20 protein-coding genes are annotated in these 20,248 nt (G+C 70.7%); 13 read left to right on the forward strand and 7 right to left on the reverse strand.

Features of this window, described 5'->3' with window-relative positions; translation table 11 throughout:
- Nucleotides 1-20 precede the first annotated feature (20 nt).
- From BM140_RS09790 to BM140_RS25820, 3 genes are read left to right on the forward strand one after another with little or no spacing between them, the layout of a single operon-like run.
- A complete protein-coding gene (locus BM140_RS09790; protein ID WP_091945163.1) occupies nucleotides 21-365 on the forward strand; it encodes a hypothetical protein in 345 nt (114 codons plus the stop codon).
- Nucleotides 358-672, forward strand: a complete 315-nt coding sequence (locus tag BM140_RS09795) for a hypothetical protein (protein WP_091944804.1) — start codon at nucleotides 358-360, stop codon at nucleotides 670-672. Before BM140_RS09790 ends, BM140_RS09795 begins: the two co-directional genes overlap by 8 nt.
- Nucleotides 673-692: 20 nt before the next feature.
- Entirely contained in the window at nucleotides 693-848 is a 156-nt protein-coding gene (locus BM140_RS25820) for a hypothetical protein (protein WP_165616430.1), read from the forward strand.
- 53 nt (nucleotides 849-901) lie between these two features.
- Here BM140_RS25820 and BM140_RS09800 read toward each other — a convergent pair whose 3' ends face one another.
- Nucleotides 902-2,275, reverse strand: coding sequence for a PleD family two-component system response regulator (locus BM140_RS09800; RefSeq protein WP_091944807.1), 1,374 nt, complete (start codon nucleotides 2,273-2,275; stop codon nucleotides 902-904).
- 66 nt (nucleotides 2,276-2,341) lie between these two features.
- Nucleotides 2,342-2,722, reverse strand: coding sequence for a response regulator (locus tag BM140_RS09805; protein WP_056248867.1), 381 nt, complete (start codon nucleotides 2,720-2,722; stop codon nucleotides 2,342-2,344).
- A 78-nt stretch (nucleotides 2,723-2,800) separates the two neighbouring features.
- On the opposite strand from BM140_RS09805, the gene BM140_RS09810 reads away from it, so the two are divergent.
- Nucleotides 2,801-3,097: a DUF3572 domain-containing protein gene (locus BM140_RS09810; RefSeq protein ID WP_091944811.1), complete on the forward strand. Its 297-nt coding sequence runs from the start codon at nucleotides 2,801-2,803 to the stop codon at nucleotides 3,095-3,097.
- Between the two features lie 24 nt (nucleotides 3,098-3,121).
- On the opposite strand, the gene ruvA is transcribed toward BM140_RS09810, so the two are convergent.
- The gene (ruvA, locus tag BM140_RS09815) at nucleotides 3,122-3,739 is read right to left on the reverse strand and encodes a Holliday junction branch migration protein RuvA (RefSeq protein ID WP_091944814.1); all 618 of its coding nucleotides are present in this window, start codon (nucleotides 3,737-3,739) and stop codon (nucleotides 3,122-3,124) included.
- Between the two features lie 102 nt (nucleotides 3,740-3,841).
- On the opposite strand from ruvA, the gene BM140_RS09820 reads away from it, so the two are divergent.
- Together BM140_RS09820 and ruvC are read left to right on the forward strand one after the other, a co-directional pair.
- On the forward strand, nucleotides 3,842-4,495 hold the full coding sequence (locus BM140_RS09820; RefSeq protein WP_091944817.1) for a YceI family protein: 654 nt from the start codon (nucleotides 3,842-3,844) through the stop codon (nucleotides 4,493-4,495).
- A gap of 372 nt (nucleotides 4,496-4,867) precedes the next feature.
- Nucleotides 4,868-5,434: a crossover junction endodeoxyribonuclease RuvC gene (ruvC, locus tag BM140_RS09825; RefSeq protein ID WP_091944820.1), complete on the forward strand. Its 567-nt coding sequence runs from the start codon at nucleotides 4,868-4,870 to the stop codon at nucleotides 5,432-5,434.
- A 66-nt stretch (nucleotides 5,435-5,500) separates the two neighbouring features.
- Here ruvC and BM140_RS09830 read toward each other — a convergent pair whose 3' ends face one another.
- The 3 genes from BM140_RS09830 to ubiG all read right to left on the reverse strand — a co-directional run bounded on the left by BM140_RS09830 (nucleotide 5,501) and on the right by ubiG (nucleotide 7,962).
- Entirely contained in the window at nucleotides 5,501-6,475 is a 975-nt protein-coding gene (locus tag BM140_RS09830; RefSeq protein WP_091944823.1) for an NADPH:quinone oxidoreductase family protein, read from the reverse strand.
- A 118-nt stretch (nucleotides 6,476-6,593) separates the two neighbouring features.
- Entirely contained in the window at nucleotides 6,594-7,166 is a 573-nt protein-coding gene (locus BM140_RS09835; protein WP_091944827.1) for a YbhB/YbcL family Raf kinase inhibitor-like protein, read from the reverse strand.
- A gap of 58 nt (nucleotides 7,167-7,224) precedes the next feature.
- Entirely contained in the window at nucleotides 7,225-7,962 is a 738-nt protein-coding gene (ubiG, locus tag BM140_RS09840; protein ID WP_091944831.1) for a bifunctional 2-polyprenyl-6-hydroxyphenol methylase/3-demethylubiquinol 3-O-methyltransferase UbiG, read from the reverse strand.
- Between the two features lie 187 nt (nucleotides 7,963-8,149).
- Here ubiG and BM140_RS09845 point away from each other — a divergent pair, with 187 nt between their 5' ends.
- The 5 genes from BM140_RS09845 to BM140_RS09865 all read left to right on the forward strand — a co-directional run bounded on the left by BM140_RS09845 (nucleotide 8,150) and on the right by BM140_RS09865 (nucleotide 15,589).
- A complete protein-coding gene (locus tag BM140_RS09845; protein ID WP_091944834.1) occupies nucleotides 8,150-9,385 on the forward strand; it encodes an aspartate kinase in 1,236 nt (411 codons plus the stop codon).
- A 142-nt stretch (nucleotides 9,386-9,527) separates the two neighbouring features.
- Nucleotides 9,528-11,789 carry a phosphoenolpyruvate--protein phosphotransferase gene (ptsP, locus tag BM140_RS09850; RefSeq protein WP_091944837.1) on the forward strand — a complete coding sequence of 754 codons (2,262 nt, stop codon included), beginning with the start codon at nucleotides 9,528-9,530 and terminating at the stop codon, nucleotides 11,787-11,789.
- An 82-nt stretch (nucleotides 11,790-11,871) separates the two neighbouring features.
- Nucleotides 11,872-12,957, forward strand: a complete 1,086-nt coding sequence (prfA, locus tag BM140_RS09855) for a peptide chain release factor 1 (protein ID WP_091944840.1) — start codon at nucleotides 11,872-11,874, stop codon at nucleotides 12,955-12,957.
- Complete coding sequence (gene prmC, locus BM140_RS09860; RefSeq protein ID WP_091944843.1) at nucleotides 12,954-13,856, forward strand: peptide chain release factor N(5)-glutamine methyltransferase; 903 nt, start codon at nucleotides 12,954-12,956, stop codon at nucleotides 13,854-13,856. The genes prfA and prmC overlap by 4 nt, the downstream gene beginning before the upstream one ends.
- A 428-nt stretch (nucleotides 13,857-14,284) precedes the next feature.
- Complete coding sequence (locus tag BM140_RS09865) at nucleotides 14,285-15,589, forward strand: DUF4167 domain-containing protein (RefSeq protein WP_091944845.1); 1,305 nt, start codon at nucleotides 14,285-14,287, stop codon at nucleotides 15,587-15,589.
- A 190-nt stretch (nucleotides 15,590-15,779) separates the two neighbouring features.
- Here BM140_RS09865 and BM140_RS09870 read toward each other — a convergent pair whose 3' ends face one another.
- The gene (locus BM140_RS09870) at nucleotides 15,780-17,321 is read right to left on the reverse strand and encodes a sensor histidine kinase (RefSeq protein ID WP_091944849.1); all 1,542 of its coding nucleotides are present in this window, start codon (nucleotides 17,319-17,321) and stop codon (nucleotides 15,780-15,782) included.
- Nucleotides 17,322-17,548: 227 nt separating this feature from the next.
- Between BM140_RS09870 and BM140_RS09875 the strand changes: the two genes are divergently transcribed.
- Nucleotides 17,549-18,004 carry a (2Fe-2S)-binding protein gene (locus BM140_RS09875; protein WP_091944853.1) on the forward strand — a complete coding sequence of 152 codons (456 nt, stop codon included), beginning with the start codon at nucleotides 17,549-17,551 and terminating at the stop codon, nucleotides 18,002-18,004.
- A 29-nt stretch (nucleotides 18,005-18,033) separates the two neighbouring features.
- On the forward strand, nucleotides 18,034-20,244 hold the full coding sequence (locus tag BM140_RS09880) for a xanthine dehydrogenase family protein molybdopterin-binding subunit (RefSeq protein ID WP_091944856.1): 2,211 nt from the start codon (nucleotides 18,034-18,036) through the stop codon (nucleotides 20,242-20,244).
- Nucleotides 20,245-20,248 lie beyond the last annotated feature (4 nt).

Genomic DNA, 20,248 nt, shown 5'->3' on the forward strand with positions numbered 1-20,248 from the left:
CAGATCCGAGGAGAATGTTCATGACCGACACCGACCGCACGCGGCCGTCGTTGAAGGAGTTCGACGCCTACGCGGACCGCAACGGCCAGGACTTCGGCACCGCTTCGCCGCTGGATGTCGGCATCCCGTCGCGGACCCAGGCCGAGCTGAAGGGCAATCCCGACGGCACCGCAGAGGCCGCGCGCCTCGCCTCCGGCACGCCGCGCCAGGACGCCACCGACCAGACCGAGGCCGAGACCCCGCCGGAGAACCTGCGCCGCATCTCCGACCCGTCGAGCAGTCCCAAGCCCGACGCGAAGGCCGCGGAGGCGATCGAGCGCGCCACCGCCGCCGTCGGCAGCGAGGAGCCGCCGCGTCATGGGTAACGAAAACCGTCCCGGCGAGGATCTGACCAACGTCGGCACCCGCAAGCCCGAGGATGCGGTCGGCTCTCGCGGCCCCAGCCCCGCGGGCGGCGGCCATCAGACGCCGCAGCAGGCGGCGATCACCGGGCAGGGCTCGGGCGGGCGCAGCGACGACGAGCGGACGGGTGAGTGGGGCGGCTCGGAGGAGGGCCGTACGCCGCCGGCCATCGGCGGCTCCTCCGGCGGCCATTCCGACCGCAAGGCGGCGGCCGGACCGCGCGCGGGCGAGCCGGTGGCGGGTGAGACCGACCGGGCCAAACGGTCTTGAGATCGACGGGGGGTGAGCCGATGAGCGAGCGCGACAGGGATTCGTCCGACACGGACAAGGACGGGGGCAAGCCGGCCAATTCGGCGCCCGACGCCGTCAAGGACCCGAACGAGAAGACCGACGGCAAGCCCGGCGTGCCGGGCCAGGGCGACGAGACCGATCCGGGCGCGGGCTGATCGCCGCCTAGAACCCTCCCCCCTTCGCGGGCGAGGGATGGGCGCCCTATCCTTTAAGCCGCCGCAGCCTCCACCCGGTTCCGCCCGGCGGACTTCGCCCGGTACAGCGCGGCATCGGCCCGGCCCAGAATGTCGGCCGGGCTGGTGTCGGTCGGGCGGCGCACGGCCACGCCGATCGAGACGGTGACCGGGATGTCGCGGATGCCGCGCTGCACCGCGAAGGGGGCGGCCTCGATGCGCTCGCGGATGCGCTCGGCGATGGCCTGGGCCTCCGGCAGATCGACGCCGGGCACCACCATCACGATCTCCTCGCCGCCGTAGCGGGCCAGGATGTCCATCGGCCGCACCTGCGCGCGGATGCGCTCGGCGAAGGCCCGCAGCACCTCGTCGCCCGCCTCGTGGCCCCAGGTGTCGTTGATCGTCTTGAAGCGGTCGATGTCGAGCAGCAGGCAGGCCAGCCCCTTCTGGTGCAGCATCGCGTCACCGAAGACCGGGCCGATCTGGCGGTCGAGGTAGCGCCGGTTGTGCAGACCGGTGAGGTCGTCGGTGATGGCGAGTTCCATCGAGGCCTGGAGCGCGCCGCGCAGGGTCTCGGTGAAGCGGCGGCGGCGCACCTGCGTGCGCACCCGCGCCATCAGCTCGTTCCGGTCGATCGGGCGCAGCAGGTAGTCGTTCACGCCGAATTCGAGACCGCGGGTGATGCGGGTTTTTTCGCCCATCTCGCCCAGCATGATCAGCGAGAGATTGCGGGTGCGCTCGAGCGAGCGGAGCTGGCTGCACAGGCGCAGGCCGTCGAAGCCTTCGAGATCGAGGCTGACCAGCGCCACCTCGAACCCGCCCTCGGGAGCGAGCACCAGGGCCCGGTGCGGGTCGCTCTCGACGGTCACGTGGTGATGCTGCGCGAGCGCCGTGCCGATCCGGTCGATGGCGCTCGCCCGGTCCTCGACGAGGAGGATCCTGGCGTTCTCGCCGGTATCCGCGACGGCGAGCGCCAGGGGATCGACGCCGCCGATGGCGCGGGTCGCGAGCGCCCGCTGGCGCAGTTCGTCGGTCACCGCCTTCAGCCGCACGAGGCTGCGCACCCGCGTCATCAGGGCGGTGTCGTCGATGGGCTTGGTCAGGAAGTCGTCGGCCCCGGCATCCAGCCCGCGCAGGCGGTCGGCGGGCTGGTCCAGCGCCGTGACGATCACCACCGGCAGGTGGGCGGTGTCGGGGTTCGTCTTCAGGCGGCGGCAGACCTCGAAGCCGTCCATGCCCGGCATCATCACGTCGAGCAGCACGATGTCGCAGGCGCCGCGCTCGCAGATCGCCAGCGCATCGGGGCCGTTCATCGCAACGACGACGTCGAAATATTCGAGCGACAGCTTCGTTTCGAGCAGCCGCACGTTCGGATAGAGGTCGTCAACGATCAGGACGCGGGCCGACATCGTTCCTCCGCTTCGCGGCTGACCGGCCGCCGGTACATCCTCGGGAGAGAGAGCCTCTCGGGAGAATCAGGCAGCGCCGTCCTCGCCAATGTAACGACGGACCGTTGCCAAAAACTTCGCGACCGAGATCGGCTTCGAGAGATAGGCCTCGCAGCCGCCTTCGCGTATGCGCTCCTCGTCGCCCTTCATCGCGAAGGCGGTGATGGCGATCACGGGGATGTCACGCAGGTCGTCGTCGTCCTTGAGCCACTTCGTCACCTCCAGCCCCGACACCTCGGGCAGCTGGATGTCCATGAGGATCAGGTCGGGATGGTGGGCGCGGGCCAGCTCGATCGCCTCGATCCCGTTGGCGGTCTTCAGCGTCGCGTAGCCGTGCGCCTCCAGCAGGTCGTTGAAGAGCTTCATGTTGAGCTCGTTGTCCTCGACGATGAGAACGGTTTTCTTCATGACCTGCTCCGAGGCGGTCCGACCGCGCTCCATCACCTGGCACAGCCCTCGAACCCTCTTTTAAACTGCCACTCGTTGATGAAACGCAAACTTGATCATACCGGCGCCGGCGACGAGCGTCTCGCGGTCGAAGTCCTGGGCTGGCTCGCGGGCGACGAGGAGCGGCTCACCCGCTTCGTCGTCGAGAGCGGGCTCGATCCGGCGACCTTGCGCGAGAGCGCCCGCGATCCGGGCTTCCTCACCGCCGTCCTCGACCATGTGATGGGCGACGAGCCGCGGCTCGTCGCCTGCGCGCAGGCGCTCGACCTGAAGCCGGAAAAGATCGCCGCCGTCTGGCAGAGGCTGCAGCCGCCGCCGTTCGACGACGGTTTCTGAACGCCTTTATTTTCGCAACGATCGCTACTTCGCCAGTTCCTTGAGGCCGAGCCGGATTAGAACCTTCGCCTCGACCCCCTCCCCCCCGGATTTCAGCGCGGCGGCGATGGCGGCGGAGGCCTGGACTTGGGGATAACCGAGATTGACCAGCGCCGAGATCGCATCCGCCACCGGCTGGGGCGCGGTGCGGTCCTCGACCGCGCCGGTCAGCGCCACCAGCGCCGGATCGATGGGCGCGAAGGCCGGTGCCTTGTCCTTCAGCTCCGCCACGAGCCGGGCCGCGAGCCGCGGGCCGACGCCCGGCGCGCGGGCGACCGCCCCCTTGTCGCCGGTGGCGATGGCCGAGGCGAGGGCCGCAGGCTCCAGCACCGAGAGCACGCCGAGCGCGACGCGGGTGCCGACCCCCTGCACGGTCTGGAGCAGGCGGAACCATTCCCGCTCCGCGTCCGAACGGAAGCCGTAGAGGCGGATCATGTCCTCGCGCACATGGGTCTCGATGGCGAGATCGGTCGCCTCGCCCGGCGGCGGCAGGCGCTGGAGCGTGCGCGCGGAGCAATGCACCACGTAGCCCACGCCGTTCACGTCGAGGATGACGAAATCCTCGCCGTAGGAATCCACCAGACCCTTGAGCTTGCCGATCATCCGGAATCACCGATCATTTGTCAGGATCGGCGCCCGGCCCTCGTTGCCGCGCCCGCCCGAACGCCATATCCGTCAGGGCGGCCCAACCGACAAGGTGACCGCATGAAGCGCACGCTCCTCGCCGCCCTGCTCCTCGCGAGCGCCGTCGCGCCCGCCGTCTTGCCGGCCTCTCGGCCCGCGAGGGCGCAGGACGCCAAACCGGAGGCGCCTGCCGCGCTCACCAAGGACCCGAACCTGGTGAAGGCCGGGCGCTACCGGCTCGACACGGCCCATGGCAAGATCACGTGGTCGCTGAGCCATCTCGGCTACTCGACCTATTACGGCCAGTTCACCGACGTCACCGGCGAGCTGACCCTCGATCCGAAGGCCCCGAGCCAGAGCCGCCTCTCGGTCCGGATCGGCACGGTCAGCGTCAACGCGCTCAACGACAAGCTCGACGCCCACCTCAAGGCGCCGGACTTCCTGAGCGTCGAGGCCTTTCCCGAGGCCACCTTCGTCAGCACCTCGATCGAGCCCACGAGCCCGACCACGGCCCGCGTCAACGGCACCCTGACGCTGCGCGGCGTGGCCAAGCCGGTCTCGTTCGACGCCACCTTCAACCAAGCCGGCCCCCACCCGGTCGACAAGCTCTACACCGTCGGTTTCGACGGCTGGGCCGTGATCAAGCGCTCGGAGTTCGGCGTGAACGCCTTCCTGCCGGTGCTCGGCGACGAGGTGGCGCTCCGGCTGGAGGGGGAATTCAAGGCGGTGGAGTGAGGGATCGGACAGGCCGTCCGGCGAATCGTGCGGCAGCACCGGATATCCGGGCGCGAAGAGCGCCTCAAGGAGCCGTTCCCTTGGCGGCCTCGGCTCTGCCGAGGCGGCTAGAGCATCGGCCCGAAAGGTGGGAACCGGCTTTCGGAAAAAAGCCGATGCGGCCCAATACCGTAGAGCATCGTCCTGGATCTGATATCCAGGACGATGCTCTAGCGGAGCGGGAAGCCCAAGGGGACTTCACTTCCGCGGACGCGGCCGCCGGCGCTCGAGGCCAGCCAAGAAGCCGGCAACTTCGTTGCCGGAACCCTTCGTTCACGATATGTGCGCACAAAGGTCGCGCGCCGCCGCGGCGCGGGCCCGAAAGGCGAGCCGATGACCGACGACGTGCGCATCCTCGGCATCGATCCGGGCCTCCGCCGCACCGGCTGGGGCCTCATCGTCGCGCGGGGAAGCAAGCTCTCCTACCTCGCCTGCGGGGTCGTGACCTCGGATGGCGACCTGCCGCTGGCGCTGCGCCTGCGCGAGCTGCACGAAGGGCTGACGCGGGTGATCGCCGCCCACGCCCCTGACGAGGTCGCGGTGGAAGAGACCTTCGTCAACAAGGACGGGCAGGCGACGCTCAAGCTCGGCCACGCCCGCGCCGTCGCCCTGCTGGTCCCGGCGCTCGCCGGGCTGCCGGTGGCGGAATACGCCGCCAACCTCGTCAAGAAGACCGTGACCGGCTCCGGCCATGCCGAGAAGGTCCAGATCCAGGCGATGGTGCGGTTCCTGCTCCCCAAGGCCGAGTTCAAGATCGCCGACGCCGCGGACGCGCTCGCCATCGCGATCACCCATGCGAGCCATCGCGGCCGCGCCGCCATCGATCGCCGCAACGCCATCCCGGCGGGCAGCGGGCCGGGCGCGGCGCGGATCGCCGCGGCCCTCGCCCGACAGGGCTGAACGAGGTCAGGGCTCTGCCCTGACGACCCGCCGGAGGGCTCGCCCTCCGGACACCCTTGACCGGCCTCAGCCGACTTTCAGGATCACCTTGCCGGAGGCTTCGCGGCGCTTGAGGATGCCGAGCGCCTCCTCGTAGGCGGCGAGCGGGTAGATCCCGTGCACCTTCACGGTGAGCTTGCCCTCCGCGGCCCAGGCGAGCAGCTGCGCCTGGTTCTTCTGATGCAGGGCCGGCTCGCGCTCGACGAAGGCGCCCCAGTGGACGCCCTGCACGTCGATGCCCTTGAGCATGATGACGTTGAGGGGGAACTTCGGAATCTCGCCCGCCGCGAAGCCGATCACGAGGAAGCGGCCCTTCCAGGCGAGCGCCCGCATCGCCGGCTCGGCGAGATCGCCGCCGACGGCGTCGTACACCACGTCGATACCCTCGGGCGCCAGCCGACGCAGGGTCTCGCGCAGGTTGTCCGCCTTGTAGTCGATGAGTTCGTCGGCCCCGTGGGCGCGGGCCACCGCCAGCTTGTCCGGCGAGGAGGCGCAGGCGATCACGCGAGCGCCGAGGAGCTTGCCGAGCTCCACCGCCGCGAGCCCGACCCCGCCCGAGGCGCCCAGCACCACCAGCGTCTCGCCGGGCTGGATTCGAGCGCGATCGACCAGCGCATGAAGCGTGGTGCCGTAGGTGATCGACAGCCCCGCCGCGACCTCGTCCGAGACGCCGTCCGGCACGCGGGCGAGCCGCGCCACCGGCACGGCGATGCGCTCGCGGGCGGTGCCGTAACTGACATGAACCATGACCCGGTCGCCGACCGCGAAACCCTCGACGCCCTCACCCAGGGCCTCGACGATCCCGCAGGCCTCGCCGCCGGGCGAGAACGGCAGTTCGGGCTTCACCTGATACTTGCCGGCGATGATGAGCGTGTCGAAGAAGTTGAGCGCGGCGACGCTCACCCGCACCAGCGCCTCGCCGGGCTCCGGCACCGGATCGGCCACATCCTCCAGCGAGAGATCCTCCGGCCCGCCGAGCCGGGTGCATAGCAGGGCTTTCATCGTCTTCGACTTCCGTCCGTTCGTCGGGCCGAACGCGGGTCTCTCCTCCCCACAAGAGGGAGGGGACGCGCCCGACTCGTTCCCCTCATGCCCATCGCCACGGCCGTCGCGCAAGCGCTCACGCCCGCTCGTAGGTGCCCGTCAAAAGCCCCTTGGCGATCACGTTGCCGTCGAGGGCCTCCAACAACGCGCTGCGACCCGGCGAAGCGGAGAGATCCGCCGCGTGGGCCAGCGCGAAGGCCTGGAACAGGTAGCGGTGCGGGCCGTGGCCGGTGGGCGGGTCCGGGGGGAGCCAGCCGTCCTTGAGAAAGGAGTTGCGGCCGAGATCGTGCCGGGTGCCCTCGCCCGCCGGGCTCGCGAACGCGCCCTCGGAAAACGCTTGGTCCCGCGGCGGCAGGTTCCAGGCGATCAGGTGGACGAAGGGGTGCAGGGACGGCGCGTCGGGGTCCTCCACGAACAGCACCAGGGCGGCGGCCTCCGCCGGCACGCCCGCGACGGCGAGCGGCGGCGAGACGCCCGCGCCGTCGGCCGTGAACCGGGCCGGGATCGGCGCGCCGTCCGCGAAGGCTGGGCTCGTGATCCGCACCAGGGCCGGCGCCTGCGCCGCGACCGTGTGGAACGCAGCCTTCTCGATACCGGCCCTGACCGCCGACAGGGCTTCACCGACGGCGTGCGGCAGCTTCTCCAACATGATGACGCGTCCCGTCTTGAGCCTTGAGGACACGTCAACGGCGGGCGGGCCGCTTCGTTCAGGCCGGGCGGCGCGCCGCCAGCATGTAGTTCACCCCCGTATCCCGGCTCGCCCGCCAGGAATCGCCGAGCGGATTGTAGACCACGCCGGTCGTGTCGGTGACGGTCAGCCCCCCGGCCTCGATGTCGGCGGTCAATTCCGCCGGCGTCACGAACTTCTCCCAGTCGTGCGTGCCGCGCGGCAGCCAGCGCAGCACGTATTCGGCGCCGACGATGGCCAGCGCGAAGGAGCGCATGGTCCGGTTGATGGTGGCGGCGAACATCAGCCCGCCGGGTTTCACGGCGGTGCAGGCGGCGCGCAAAAAGCCCGCCCGGTCGGAGACGTGCTCGACCACTTCCATGGCGAGCACCACGTCGAACCGGGCGCCGCCCGCCACCACGGCCTCGATGGTCTCGTCGCGATAATCGATGTCGAGCCCTTCGGCTTGCGCATGGGCGCGCGCCGCCGCGATGTTGGCGCTCGCCGGATCGAGCCCGGTCACTTTCGCGCCGAGCCGGGCCAGCGGCTCGGACAGCACGCCGCCGCCGCAGCCGATATCGACGACGCTCAGGCCCTCCAGCGGGAACGGCGCGGCGGGGTCGCGCCCGAACGTGCGGCAGACCTCGTCGCGGATATAGCCGACCCGCACGGGGTTGAACTTGTGCAGCACCGCCATCGGCCCGCGCGCGTCCCACCAGCGCGCGGCCAGCGCGTCGAAGCGCGCCACTTCGTCCCGATCGATCGAGGCGCTCGTCATCCGGCTCACTTTCGTATCACTTCAACCCAACCGCCGTCCGATTGACACGGCCGGAGGCCCCTTGTACCCGCCGGGCGCATCCCCGGTACAGCCGCGCCCTCGTCGTTCGAAGACGATGCGGCGCGAGCCGGTTCGAGCCGGCCCCTCGCCGGCACCGATGGGCGACGAGAAGTAGACCGGACGCGACATGCCCCGTTTGGTGATGAAATTCGGCGGCACCTCCGTCGCCAATGTCGAGCGCATCCGCAACGTGGCGGCCCACGTCGCCCGCGAGGTCGCGGCCGGCTACGACGTCGCCGTGGTGGTCTCGGCGATGTCGGGCAAGACCAACGAGCTGGTCGCCTGGGTGAAGGATGCCGACGCGCTCTACGCCGAGGCCGAGTACGACACCGTGGTCGCCTCCGGCGAGCAGGTCACCTCGGGCCTGCTGGCGGTCGCGCTCAACAAGATGGGCATCAAGGCCCGCTCCTGGCAAGGCTGGCAGATCCCGCTCCACACCTCCGACGCCCACGGCTCGGCCCGGATCGAGGCGATCGACCCCAAGAACCTCGACGCCGGATTCGCGCGCGGCGAGGTCGCGGTGATCGCCGGCTTCCAGGGCGTGCATGCCGAGACCGGCCGGATCGCGACGCTGGGGCGCGGCGGCTCGGACACCTCGGCGGTGGCCATCGCCGCCGCCATCGGCGCGGAGCGCTGCGACATCTACACGGACGTGGACGGGGTCTACACCACCGATCCGCGGGTGGTGCCGAAGGCCCAGCGCATGGAGCGCGTGACCTTCGAGGAGATGCTGGAGATGGCGTCGCTCGGGGCCAAGGTGCTCCAAGTGCGCTCGGTCGAGCTCGCCATGATCCACCGCGTGCCGACCACGGTGCGCTCCTCCTTCGATCCCCCCGATGCCGCGCGGCCGGGCACCCTCATCTGCGACGAGGATCAGATCGTGGAACAGCAGACCATCACCGGCATCGCCTTTGCCAAGGACGAGGCCCAGATCACCCTTCGCGCCGTGAAGGACAGCCCCGGCATCGCCGCGGCGATCTTCGGGCCGCTGGCCGACGCCAACATCAACGTCGACATGATCATCCAGACCGTGTCGGGCGACCAATCGACCACCGACATGACCTTCACGGTCCCGGCGGCCGATTACGAGCGCGCCCGCGCGATCCTCGACGCCCAGCGCGACACGATCCGGTTCGGCCAGATCGAGGGCGCCACCGACGTGGTCAAGGTCTCGGCCATCGGCGTCGGCATGCGCTCGCATGCGGGCGTCGCCGCCAAGGCCTTCCGGGCGCTGGCCGAGAAGGGCATCAACATCCGGGCGATCACCACCTCCGAGATCAAGTTCTCGGTGCTCATCGACGCGGCCTACACGGAGCTTGCCGTTCGCACGCTCCACTCGCTATACGGCCTCGACAAGGCCTGACCGTACCCGTCGGCGCGCCCGCACGTGAGGGTTGCGCCGATCCCGGCCCGAGACGCGGGACGGAGGGAACGGGACCGGCCGACGCGAAACTTCTAGTCTAGGCGCCCCTTCGGTGTCCTAGCCGACCCGGATTGACGACCCGATGCCCGCTGCGCCCGGAGGCCCGCGCCTGCTGCTGCGCCGGCTCCGCGAAGCCATGGCGGAGCCGGTCAGCCCGCAGGCACGCCTCGACCGGATCGTCGTCCTGATCGCGGCCAACGTGATCGCCGAGGTGTGCTCGGTCTACGTCGTACGCGACGACAACACCCTCGAACTGTTCGCCACCGAGGGCCTCAACCGCGACGCGGTCCACATCACCCGCCTGCGCGCCGACGAGGGCCTCGTCGGCCTGATCGCCAAGACGGCCGAGCCGCTGGCGCTGTCGGACGCGCAATCGCACCCCTCGTTCTCCTACCGGCCGGAGACGGGGGAAGAGATCTACCACGCCTTCCTCGGTGTGCCGCTGCTCCGCGCGGGCAACACGCTCGGCGTGCTGGTGGTGCAGAACAAGACCTACCGGGTCTATTCCGAGGAGGAGATCGAGGCACTCCAGACCACCGCCATGGTGCTCTCGGAGATGATCGCCTCGGGCGAGTTGCAGGCGCTCGCCCCCGGGGCCGGCTCCGCGGCGCGCCGCCCGGTCAGTCCTCGCGGCGTGGCGCTGGCCGACGGCATCGGGCTCGGCCACGTGGTGCTGCACGAGCCGCGCATCGTCGTGAAGACGCTGATCGCCGAGAATGTCGAGCGCGAGGTCGAGCGGCTGGAATCGGCCATCGAAGACGTGCGCTCGGCCATCGACGAGTTGGTGGAGCGCGGCGACGGCATCGGTTCGGGCGAGTCCCGCGAGGTGCTCGAAACCGTGCGGATGTTCGCCCACGACAAGGGCTGGCTGCGCCGGATGCGCGAGGCGGTCCAGTCGGGCCTGACGGCGGAAGCTGCCGTCGAGCGGGTGCAGTCGGACAACCGCGCCCGGATGCTGCGCCAGAGCGACCCTTACCTCCGCGACCGCCTGCACGACCTCGACGACCTCGCCAACCGCCTGCTGCGCCGCCTCGTCGGCCAGGAGGGCCAGGGCGCGGGCGGCCTGCCCGAGAACGCGATCCTGGTGGCCCGCTCCATGGGCCCGGCGGCGCTCCTCGACTACGACCGGGCGCGCCTGCGCGGCGTCGTGCTGGAGGAAGGCGGGCCGACGAGCCACATCGCCATCGTGGCCCGGGCGCTGGGCATCCCGGCGGTCGGCGAGATCGCCAACGCCACGGGCTTGTGCGATTCCGGCGACGCCATCATCGTCGACGGCCTCTCGGGCGACGTGCAGATCCGGCCGACCCCGGAGATCGAGGCGTCCTATGCCGAGATGGTGCGCCTGCGCGCCCGCCGTCAGGAGCAGTACCGGGCGCTGCGCGACGTGCCCGCCGCCACCCGCGACGGGGTGCGGATCGGCCTCCATCTCAACGCCGGACTCTTGGTCGATCTCACCCACCTGCACGAGACCGGCGCGGAGGGCGTCGGGCTGTTCCGCACCGAGTTGCAGTTCATGGTGGCCGAGCGGATGCCCTCGGCGGCCGAGCAGCAGGCGCTCTACGAGGCGGTGTTTTCGGCCACCGGCGATCTGCCGGTGACGATCCGGACGCTAGACATCGGCGGCGACAAGATCCTCCCCTACATGCCGGCCCTGGAGGAGGAGAACCCGGCTTTGGGCTGGCGGGCGATCCGCATCGGCCTCGACCGGCCCGCCCTCCTGCGGGTGCAGTTGCGCGCCCTTCTCAAGGCCGCCGCGGGCCGGCCGATCAAGATCATGTTCCCGATGGTGGCGACGGTGGAGGAATTCACCCGCGCCCGCGACATCGTCGAGCGCGAGAAGGCGCACCTGCGCCGCCACGGCTACACCCTGCCGAGCGATTGCCGGCTCGGCGCCATGGTCGAGGTGCCCTCGCTCCTGTTCCAGATCGACGAGATCGCCCGCGAGGCCGATTTCCTCTCGGTCGGCTCCAACGACCTGATGCAGTTCCTGTTCGCGGTCGATCGCGAGAACCGGCGCGTGGCCAACCGCTTCGACCCGCTCTGCGGCGCCGCCATGCGGGCCTTCCGCCTCATCGCCCAGCGCGCCGCCGCCCAGAACTGCCCGGTGACGGTCTGCGGCGAGATCGGCGGGCGCCCGCTCGAAGCGCTGGCCCTGATCGGCCTCGGATTCCGCGACTTCTCGATGTCGCCCGCCGCCATCGGCCCGATCAAGGCGATGGTGCTCTCGGCCGACGCGGGCGAAGTCGCCGCGCTGATCGACGCGGAGCTGACCAAGGTGACCGACGGGGCCTCGCTTCGGCCTGCACTGGCCGCCTTCGCCAAGGCGCACGGCGTGCCTATCTGACACGCTTTGCCACGACCTCGGTCACACCAGCGGCTGGCACCGGCGCAAACCGCAACAAGAAAACGCGAGCATCCTCAGGGCAATGACGCCGATCCCTTCCGAACGCCTCGACGCCATCCTGGCTCGGCACGAGTTCGTCACGGCGCAGCTCGCCGACGGCGCGGGCTCGCCCGAGACCATCGTTCAGCTCTCCCGCGAGCTGTCCGAACTCGACGGCGTGGTGGCGGCGATCCGCGATTACCGGGCGGCGCAGGCCAATCTCGACGGCATCCGCGCGCTGATCGACGAGCCCGGCGGCGATCCCGAGATGCGCGCGCTCGCCGCCGACGAGAAGCCGGAAGCCGAGGAGGCGCTGGAGCGGGCCCACCGCGCCCTCCAGCTCATCCTGCTGCCCAAGGACGCGGCGGACGAGAAGAGCGCCATCTTGGAGATCCGCGCCGGCACCGGCGGCGACGAGGCGGCCTTGTTCGCGGGCGACCTGTTTCGCATGTACGCCAAATACGCCGAGTCGAAGGGCTGGCGCGTCGAGGTGATCTCGGAGAGCGAGGGCACCGTCGGCGGCTTCCGCGAGGTCGTGGCCGAAGTGAAGGGCCGCTCGGTGTTCTCCCGCCTCAAGTTCGAGAGCGGGGCCCACCGGGTCCAGCGCGTGCCCGACACCGAGACGCAGGGGCGCATCCACACCTCGGCGGCCACCGTCGCGGTGCTGCCCGAGGCCGAAGAGGTCGACATCGCGATCAACGACGCCGACCTGAAGATCGACACCATGCGGGCGCAGGGCGCGGGCGGCCAGCACGTCAACAAGACGGAATCGGCGATCCGCATCACCCACTTGCCCACCGGCGTGGTGGTGTTCGTCCAGGAGGAGCGCTCGCAGCACAAGAACCGGGCCCGCGCCATGGCGCTGCTGCGGGCCAAGCTGTTCGATGCCGAGCGCACGGCCAAGGATTCGGCGCGGGCTGCCGACCGCAAGGCGCAGGTCGGCTCTGGTGATCGCTCGGAGCGCATCCGCACCTACAATTTTCCGCAAGGCCGCGTCACGGATCACCGCATCAACCTGACCCTCTACAAGTTGGAAGAGGTCATGGCCGGCCCGGCGCTGGACGAAGTGATCGACGCACTGGTGACCGAGCACCAGGCGGAGCTGCTGGCCGCCGAGGGGATGGCGTGAGCAAGGGGCCCCCACCCCTCCCCTCCCCCCTCACCCGCGCGGAAGCCCTGCGCCGGCTCACCCAAGCCTTCAGCGCCGCCGGCCTCGCCAACCCGCGGGGCGACGCCCGCTTCCTCGCCGAGCACGCCCTCGGGCTGTCCGCGTCCGAACTGATCCTGCAAGGCCAAGCCCCCCTCGGCGAAGCCGGCGCCCGCGCGCTCGAAGAGGCCGCCGCGAAAAGACTCGCCGGCGAGCCGGTGGCGCGCATCATCGGGGCCTGGGAGTTCTGGGGTCTGCCGTTCCGGCTCTCTCCCGAGACGCTGGTGCCGCGGCCCGACACCGAGACGCTGGTGGAGGCAAGCCTGCGGCTGTTTCCCGAACCGGCGCGGCCCCTGCGCCTGGTCGATCTCGGCACCGGCTCGGGCTGCATCCTCGTCGCCCTGCTGCACGAGCGCTCGCACGCGTTCGGGATCGGCCTCGATTCTTCTCGGGACGCGCTGGCGACCGCCCGAGAGAACGCGACCGCGAACGGCATCGGCACCCGCGCGGCGTTCCTGCGCGGCTGCTGGCTCGATGCGCTCTCCGGCCCGTTCGACCTGATCGTCTCGAACCCCCCCTACATCGGCACGGGCGTGATCCCGACCCTCGACGCGGAGGTGCGCGGACACGATCCGATGGCCGCCCTCGACGGCGGGCCGGACGGACTCGACGCCTACCGGGCGATCTTTTCGGAGATCGCGCGACGGCCCCGCCTGCTGGCGCCGGGCGGGGCGCTCGCCGTGGAGATCGGTTACGATCAGGCCGAGACCGTCACGGCGCTGGGCAGGAAAGCGGGTTTCTCCGACATCACGCTGGCCCACGATCTCGCGGGACACCCGCGGGTCGTCACGCTTCGGCCATCCTTGTCGATCAGGGAATGACGGCAAGACTGGGCACGCGGCACTGGCAAGCTCCCGAGACAGTGGGATAATCCCGCGAGAAATCGGAAAAAATGCTTGTTGTCGCGCTCCGCAGTCACTAGCTTACGGGTGCAGACCGCGAACGGCCCGTTAAGATGGGCTGCGGTAGGATCGGTTTTGACCGCTTCCTCCGGTTCGGACGGTCTTCCCACCATCGAGCGGACGTGGCCCGACAAGCGCGGTCAGGCTCGGTGGGATCGAACCTGACAGTCGAGGGATGTCTCGCGGCGCGCGGTTGAGAGCGCAGCCACCGGACGAGCGGCAGGCAGCGCGGGCGCGCCGATGGCGCCGGACGCGCCGTCCATGACAGGCCGCAACTTTGTCAGTCACGCTGAGCGACAGGTAACGAGGGTCAATCGAGGCCGATGAGACCAAACCAGAACCGACGGATGCGGGGCCGCAACAACAACAACCGGCCCAAGGGTCCGAACCCGCTGACCCGCTCCTACGAGTCGAACGGGCCCGACGTCAAAATCCGCGGCAACGCCCAGCACATCGCCGACAAGTACGCCCAGCTCGCCCGCGACGCGCTGGCGAGCGGCGACCCGATCGCCGCCGAGAACTATTTCCAGCACGGCGAACACTATTTCCGCATCATCACCGGTGCCGCACAGGAGCAAGGCCGTCCGCAGGCCGCCCAGGGCTATGCCCGCAACGGCTTCGACGAGGACGAGGACGGCGACGACGAGGGTGCACAGGCCGCCGAGGGCAGCCGCCCCGGCTTCGGCTACGGCACCGACGAGTACGGCGACCCGACCCAGGCGCCCCAGCCGTTCGAGCGCCACGACTTCGACAACCGTCGCCAGGATCGCAACAACGATCGCGGCAACGACCGCAACGACCGGGGCCAGCAGCGCTTTCAGGGCCGCGACCGCAACGATCGCAACGACCGGGGCCAGCAGCGCTTCGACGGCAACCGCCAGGATCGCCAGGACTACAACCGGGGCGACGCGCCGCGGCAGGATTTCCGCGGTGACCGCCAGGACCGCGGCCAGGATCGGGGCGAGTTCCGTCAGGATCGCCAGGATCGGGGTGAGCGCGGCGACCGCGGGCGGCAGGATTATCGGGCCGATTACGGCCAGCAGGACGGCGGTGGCCGCCCGCAGGAAGGGCGCCCCGAGCAGGGCCAGGGCCGCCGCGAGTACCGCCAGGATCGGCAGGACCGCCAGCACGACCGCCAAGATCGCCAAGACCGCCAAGATCGGTTCGACAACAACCGCCTCGAAGGCGGACGCGGCGAGCACGACGCGCCCCGCCAGGAGGCCGTCCGCCAGGAGCCGGCCCATCAGGACGCGCCCCGCGCGGAGGCCCCCCGCCAGGAGGCGGCGCGCCCGGAACCCGTCCGTCAGGAGCCGGTGCGTCAGGAGCCGCGGGCCGAGGGTCCGGTGCGTCCCGACGCGCCGACCCGCAGCCGTCGCCGCGCCGAGCCCCGTCCCGTCGCCGAGGTCGCCGATCCGGGCGCGCTGCCGGCCTTCCTGATGACGGCCACCCGCAACCCGCGGCCGGTCGCCGACGAGGCCGAGGCGCCCCGCCCCGCCCCGCAGCGCGAGACGCCGGCCGCCGCCGAAGCCGCCCCCGCCTCGCCCGTCGACGAGGCCCCGGCAGCCAAGCCCCGCCGTCGCCGCACCCGCTACAAGGGCGCCGAGGGCGAGCCGGCCCCGGAGCCAACGGATACGCCGAACGCCGCCGAGTAAGGCGCCAGTTCGCATCACAAACGGAAAGGGCCCGGAGCGGAAACGCTCCGGGCCCTTTCCGTTTCGAGACGGCGGCCGGCGCCACCGCATCCCGCCCGGAGAGCGCGGTCCGTGCCGAGGTTTCCTCGCAGGCCAGGCGCAGAGGATACGGCTCGACCTCTGCGCGCCTCAACTTCGAGGAGAAGCGACCTCAGGCCGCCCGCGCCCGCCGCGTGGGCGGCGGCGCCGGGGTCGGCTCGCGGGCGGCCAGATCCACGGCGGGCAGGGCATCCATGCCGCGGCTTGCCGGGAAGGTGACGATCACCTCGGTGCCCTCGCGGGGCTTCGACTTGAGCTGAAAGTGGCCGCCGTGGAGATCGACGAGGCCCTTCACGATCGGCAGACCGAGCCCGGAGCCCTGTTCGGCGGTCTTGATCGCGAGCGAGCCGCGGCCGAACGAGGACAACACGGTGCCGAGTTCGTCCTCGGGGATGCCGGGCCCGGAATCCTTGACGCTCACATATTGTCCGCCCGACGCCGTCCAGCCGACCTTGAGCACGATCTCGCCGCCGGGCGGGGTGAACTTCACCGCGTTCGAGAGCAGGTTGAGCACGATCTGGCGCACGGCGCGCTCGTCTGCCCAGAGCCGCGGCAGCGTCTCGTCGACGAAGCTGGAGAAGGTCTGGCCCTTGGAGCGGGCGCGGAGCGCCATCATGTGGCGGCACTCCTCGACCGTGTGGGCGAGCTGCATCGCCTCCTCGGTCAGGTCGTAGCGACCGGCCTCGATGCGCGAGAGGTCGAGGATCTCGTTGATCAGCGTCAGCAGGTGCATGCCGCTGTCGTGGATGTCGTTGGCGTATTCCTTGTAGGCCGGCGCGGTGTGGGCGCCGAACACCTCGTTCTTCATCACCTCCGAGAAGCCGAGGATCGCGTTGAGCGGCGTGCGCAGCTCGTGGCTCATGGTGGCGAGGAAGCGGGACTTGGCGAGGTTGGCCTCCTCGGCGCGCCTGCGCGCTTCGTCGGAATTGGCCTTGGCCTGTTCGAGTTCGGCGAAGATCGCGTCCTTCTCGGTCCGCGACTGGAGCGTCTTCACCGCCGAATCGTAGAGGCGGCGGGCGAGGCCGGCGAAGAACAACTGGCTGCCCACCGTCATGACGACGAGCAGCATCGTGTCGGTGTCGCGGGAGAACACGAGCAGAGAGAGCGCCGCGAGCATCAGCGGCATCAGGCCGGAGATGGCGGCGATCGGCACGGTCGCGGCCAGCATCGTCGTCACCGCCGCGACGATGACGAGGCCGAACAGCGCGAAGGTGCGGGCATCGGGCGCGCCCACCAGCATCATCATCGCCCAGGCGAGGCTCTGCCCGAATTCGGCGGCGATGAAGGCGCGCCGCCAGCGTGCGAGCGACAGGCTTTCGGGCGGCTGGCGCAGGAAGCGGCGGGCCAGCCAAACGGTCAGCAGCACCGTGCCGCAGGCGGCCGCGCACCAGAGGATGGCGACGAGCGGGCGCAGCCAGACCAGCGAGGCGGCGGCGAGCGCCACGGCGAGCGCCAGAAGCGGCAGGGCCGCGCCGGCTCGGTACCGCGCGTAGAGGCGCAGCAATTCGTGGTCGAAGGCGCGCTCCAGACCGCTCGTCGAGGTCAGCCGCTCCCGGGCCGAGCGCATGTCGCGCGCGATGCCGCGCCGCTTGGCCACCTCTTGCGAGGAGGGCCCGCGGCCGCGCTGCACCATCTCCGCTGTGAGGTCGGCCATGCCTGGGGGTTCGGGTCGCTGAGAGGTGTCGGCGTCTCGACCGCGAACCGGCCGGATACGGGAGCCCAAGGGTGCCCGCGAACCGTTAAGAAGCGGCTTCGGCGGTGCTGCGAATTGTTCCGATTCGGGCCCCGAGCCCCCTATCTTGTATTCAAGTGCGCTGGCGCACATCGGCGGACCGCGGGCGCGTCCAGAATCGGAACGATTCCAGATTCCGGAGCGGCGGCATGCTGACCATCCACCTGAACGGCGCGGCCCTCGAGGTCGATGCCGATCCCGACATGCCGCTGCTCTGGGCGATCCGCGACCGGCTCGACCTCACCGGCACCAAGTATGGCTGCGGCATCGCGCAATGCGGCGCCTGCACGGTCCATATGGACGGCCAGCCGGTGCGCGCCTGCCAGACCCGCATCGGCGATGTGGGGAGCGCCAAGATCACCACCATCGAGGGCATCGAAGGCAAGGTCGCCGAGGCGGTGCAGGGCGCGTGGCGCAAGCTCGACGTGGTGCAGTGCGGCTACTGCCAGTCGGGCCAGATCATGTCGGCGATCGGCCTGCTCACCGAGAACCCGAAGCCGACCGACGCCGACATCGACAGCGCCATGGACGGCAATGTCTGCCGCTGCGGCACCTACCAGCGCATCCGCGCCGCGATCCACGAAGCCGCCCGCTCCCTCGCGTAATTTTTGCACTCCGATCCGAAGGAGCCGGCATGCTCAAGCTCGATTTGACCGACGCCCGAATCAACGCGCCTTCGCCGTCCCGGCGCGCCCTCCTCGGCGGCGCGGCCGTGGGCGCCGTGCTGCTCGCCTTCCGGCTCGATCTGCGCGGGGCGCGGGCGGCGGAGGGCGGCGGGCCCGACCTGTCCAAGGGTCCGGCCCAGCCCAACGCCTTCGTGCGGCTCAGTGCTGACGACACCGTCACGGTGATGATCAAGCATCTCGACATGGGCCAGGGCAACACGACCGGGCTCGCCACCATCCTGGCCGACGAACTCGACGCCGACTGGAGCCAGATCCGCGTCGCCTTCGCGCCCGCCGACGCCAAGCTCTACGCCAACCTGCTGATGGGCCCCGTGCAGGGCACGGGCGGCTCCACGGCCATCGCCAATTCGTGGTTCCAGCTGCGCAAGGCCGGCGCCGCCGCCCGCGCCATGCTGGTCGCGGCCGCCGCCGAGAGGTGGGGCGTGCCGGCCTCCGAGATCACCGTGTCGAAGGGCGTGCTCGCGCATCAGTCGGGCAAGCAGGGCCGGTTCGGCGAGTTCGCCGAGGCTGCGGCCGCCAAGCAAGTGCCGCAGGAGCCGCGGCTGAAATCGCCCGCCGAATGGACGCTGATCGGCAAGGGCGTGCCGCGCATCGATTCCGTGGCCAAGACCGACGGCACCGCGATCTATTCCCTCGACATCCGCCGCCCCGGTCAGGTGACGGCGCTCGTCGCCCACCCGCCGCGCTTCGGAGCGAGCGTGAAGCGGGTCGATGCGGAAGCCGCCCAGGGCATGCCCGGCGTCGTCGCGGTCGTGACAATCCCGACCGGCGTGGCCGTCATCGCCCGCGATACCTGGACCGCGATGAAGGCCCGCGAGGCGCTCAAAATCGAGTGGGACGAGTCCGCCGCCGAGACCCGCTCCTCGGACGCGATTCTTGCCGAGTACCGCAAGACCGCCCGGACGCCGGGCCTCGTCGCCTCGCAGGCGGGGGACGCCGATGCCGCGATCAAGGGCGCGGCGAAAGTGGTGGAGGCGGAGTTCGCCTTCCCCTACCTCGCCCATGCCGCGATGGAGCCGCTCAACGCCACGATCGAGCGGGCGGCGGACGGCTCCTACGATGTCTATGCCGGCTGCCAGATCCAGACGATCGAGCAGGCGGTGCTCGCGGCCACGCTCGGCGTGACGACCGACAAGGTCCGTCTGCACACGCAATGGGCCGGCGGCTCGTTCGGCCGCCGCGCAACGCCGGGCGCCGATTACTTCGCCGAGGCCGCCGCCATCGTGAAGGCCTGGAGCGGGAAGGCCCCGGTCCATCTGGTCTGGACCCGCGAGGACGACATGGCCGGCGGCTATTACCGGCCGCAGGTCTACCACACCGTCAAGGCGGGGCTCGATGCCAAGGGGCAGGTCGCGGGCTGGCGCCACACCATGGTCGGCAAGTCGATCATGATCGGCTCGCCGTTCGAGGCGATGCTCGTGAAGAACGGCATCGACGGCACCACGGTCGAGGGCGCTTCCGACACGCCCTACGGGCTGCCGGCCTACCGCTTCGAGGTCCACAATGCCCGCGAGGGCGTGCCGGTGCTGTGGTGGCGCTCGGTCGGCCATACCCACACCGCCCACGTGATGGAGGTGATGATCGACGAGCTGGCGCAAGCCGCGGGTGCCGATCCGGTCGCCTACCGGCTGTCGCTGCTGACGCGGGCGCCGCGCCTGTCGGGGGTGCTGCGGCTCGCCGCCGAGAAGGCCGGCTGGAGCGGGAAGCCCGCCGAGAAGGGCCGGGGCCTGGGCGTCGCCGTCCACCAATCCTTCGGCTCCTACGTTGCCATGGCGGCGGACGTGACGGCGGGCGAGTCCGGCGTAAAGGTGAACCGCATCGTGGCGGCGGTCGATGTCGGCGTCGCGGTGAATCCGGACGTGGTGCGGGCCCAGGTCGAGGGCGCGGTCGGCTTCGCGCTGTCCTCGGTGCTGCGCAACCGCATCACCCTGAAGGACGGCGTGGTGCAGGAGACGAATTTCGACAGCTACCAGCCGACCCGCATCTCCGAGATGCCGCAGGTCGAGGTGCACATCGTCCCCTCCGACACGGCCCCGACCGGCATCGGCGAGCCCGGCGTGCCGGTGCTGGCGCCGGCGATCTCCAACGCGATCTTCGCCGCGACGGGGCAGCGGCTGCGCTCGCTGCCGCTGGATCTGGCGAGCCTCAGGGGGGCGTGAGGCG

The organism is Methylorubrum salsuginis (assembly GCF_900114375.1).
GTDB classification, from domain to species: domain Bacteria; phylum Pseudomonadota; class Alphaproteobacteria; order Rhizobiales; family Beijerinckiaceae; genus Methylobacterium; species Methylobacterium salsuginis.

Excerpts from the sequence above, each read along its gene's own strand:
- BM140_RS09790 (WP_091945163.1), top strand. The coding sequence starts at position 21 with ATGACCGACACCGACCGCACGCGGCCGTCGTTGAAGGAGTTCGACGCC.
- BM140_RS09795 (WP_091944804.1), top strand. The coding sequence starts at position 358 with ATGGGTAACGAAAACCGTCCCGGCGAGGATCTGACCAACGTCGGCACC.
- BM140_RS25820 (WP_165616430.1), top strand. The coding sequence starts at position 693 with ATGAGCGAGCGCGACAGGGATTCGTCCGACACGGACAAGGACGGGGGC.
- BM140_RS09800 (WP_091944807.1), bottom strand. The coding sequence starts at position 2,275 with ATGTCGGCCCGCGTCCTGATCGTTGACGACCTCTATCCGAACGTGCGG.
- BM140_RS09805 (WP_056248867.1), bottom strand. The coding sequence starts at position 2,722 with ATGAAGAAAACCGTTCTCATCGTCGAGGACAACGAGCTCAACATGAAG.
- BM140_RS09810 (WP_091944811.1), top strand. The coding sequence starts at position 2,801 with ATGAAACGCAAACTTGATCATACCGGCGCCGGCGACGAGCGTCTCGCG.
- ruvA (WP_091944814.1), bottom strand. The coding sequence starts at position 3,739 with ATGATCGGCAAGCTCAAGGGTCTGGTGGATTCCTACGGCGAGGATTTC.
- BM140_RS09820 (WP_091944817.1), top strand. The coding sequence starts at position 3,842 with ATGAAGCGCACGCTCCTCGCCGCCCTGCTCCTCGCGAGCGCCGTCGCG.
- ruvC (WP_091944820.1), top strand. The coding sequence starts at position 4,868 with ATGACCGACGACGTGCGCATCCTCGGCATCGATCCGGGCCTCCGCCGC.
- BM140_RS09830 (WP_091944823.1), bottom strand. The coding sequence starts at position 6,475 with ATGAAAGCCCTGCTATGCACCCGGCTCGGCGGGCCGGAGGATCTCTCG.
- BM140_RS09835 (WP_091944827.1), bottom strand. The coding sequence starts at position 7,166 with ATGTTGGAGAAGCTGCCGCACGCCGTCGGTGAAGCCCTGTCGGCGGTC.
- ubiG (WP_091944831.1), bottom strand. The coding sequence starts at position 7,962 with ATGACGAGCGCCTCGATCGATCGGGACGAAGTGGCGCGCTTCGACGCG.
- BM140_RS09845 (WP_091944834.1), top strand. The coding sequence starts at position 8,150 with ATGCCCCGTTTGGTGATGAAATTCGGCGGCACCTCCGTCGCCAATGTC.
- ptsP (WP_091944837.1), top strand. The coding sequence starts at position 9,528 with ATGCCCGCTGCGCCCGGAGGCCCGCGCCTGCTGCTGCGCCGGCTCCGC.
- prfA (WP_091944840.1), top strand. The coding sequence starts at position 11,872 with ATGACGCCGATCCCTTCCGAACGCCTCGACGCCATCCTGGCTCGGCAC.
- BM140_RS09865 (WP_091944845.1), top strand. The coding sequence starts at position 14,285 with ATGCGGGGCCGCAACAACAACAACCGGCCCAAGGGTCCGAACCCGCTG.
- BM140_RS09870 (WP_091944849.1), bottom strand. The coding sequence starts at position 17,321 with ATGGCCGACCTCACAGCGGAGATGGTGCAGCGCGGCCGCGGGCCCTCC.
- BM140_RS09875 (WP_091944853.1), top strand. The coding sequence starts at position 17,549 with ATGCTGACCATCCACCTGAACGGCGCGGCCCTCGAGGTCGATGCCGAT.
- BM140_RS09880 (WP_091944856.1), top strand. The coding sequence starts at position 18,034 with ATGCTCAAGCTCGATTTGACCGACGCCCGAATCAACGCGCCTTCGCCG.